This is a genomic window from Frankia sp. KB5 (genome assembly GCF_002099325.1).
In the GTDB taxonomy this organism is placed as follows: Bacteria; Actinomycetota; Actinomycetes; order Frankiales; family Frankiaceae; genus Frankia; species Frankia casuarinae.
In genome coordinates this window covers 1-1,288 of sequence record NZ_MRUJ01000356.1, presented here as the reverse complement: position 1 = coordinate 1,288, position 1,288 = coordinate 1, and the positions used below count along the sequence as shown (strand labels likewise).

The window sequence follows — 1,288 nt, the reverse complement described above, 5'->3', positions numbered from 1 at the left end:
GGCGAGCCCTGGCCGCCGTCATCGCCTGGACAGCCGCGGGAACCGTCGTCCTCGCCGGGTCCGCCAAAGCCGACACGCGGCCGGAGGCGACCACGCCGTGCGCCGGCACCCTCTGGGGAGCCTGCGCCCTCCAGTCGGCCCCCGGCGGCTACCGCTATCGCTACAGCTACAAGGACGGAATGGTCGCACCGGTCCCGGTGCCGTCGGACTCGGCCGCGGCCCTGTGTGACGTCAACTGTCCCGCCGACCCAGCCGCGGTCTGCGACCTGCTCACCTTGGTCGGTCCCGATCCCATGATGAGCACTGCGGAGCGCACGGCATATGACCACACCGTTTCCGGCTGCGGGAACTATCTGCTCGCCGACGACCCGATTCCACTGTCCCAGGTCCAGACTGCGCTGGCCTCGACCATGCGCTCACAGCTCCTTCCGAAGCCGTCGATCACGGTTACCGTCCAGAATCCTCGGCTCGCTGGACCGAGCTACCTCATGCACGCGACCGGCCCCACGGACTTCTCCGGGAACACCGCGGAGACCTCTCAGCCACTCGCGGCCACCATCCATGCCTCCCCGCAATACCACTGGGATTTCGGTGACGGCACGACACAGGAGGCTTCCAACATGACTGCAACCACGCGGGGCTGGGATGCCGCCGGGGTGGCTCATCGCTACGGCAGGTCCGGATCCTTCCGAGTCACTCTCACGGTGACGTGGACCGGAACGTTCGCCCTTTCCGGTGTCAGGGAGCCGCTACCGCTTCAGCCGGTGCGGCTGACCGCGACCACCGAGGTTGTTGTCGGCAGCCTCGACACGATCGGTGCACCTCCCGGGTAGGTCGTATGGACCTCGGCCACGAGGGCACCCCGTTCGGCCAGTATCCAACCCGCGGTGCATGAACCACGGCCTCGCGGAGGCCCCCAGGAAAAGTTTCCGCTGCCGGCAACGTTGCCCAGGGGCCTTCCGCGAAGTTGCCCTCGTAGGGCAAGCGGTAGCGGCAGAAACGTTGCCCACAATTTCGTTCCGGGCAACCACACCCGCGAGCAATCAGACCGGCAACGCGGACGACGACGGTGGCTCCACAACCTCGACCGATTCGAGAACGGAGCCACCGATGCCGGTCCTCCCCTCTGCCTCGCCCGCACGGCGTCGCATCGCGGTGTTCGACGCGCTGGACAACGAATGGGCGCATCTCGCCGACAGCACCCGTCTGCGGGCGGCGAGCCGACGCTGGGCCACCACCGACCCGGGTTTCGGCGGCCTGGACTCCCCCGATCTGATTCTGGCCGCCG

The 1,288-nt window shown here is 68.1% G+C and carries 1 protein-coding gene; it reads left to right on the top strand.

Translation table 11 applies throughout. The features are described 5' to 3' along the window. Window positions 1-833, top strand: an 833-nt coding sequence (locus KBI5_RS24250) for a PKD domain-containing protein (protein WP_085016592.1), incomplete at its 5' end; no start/stop codon positions are given. Window positions 834-1,288 lie beyond the last annotated feature (455 nt).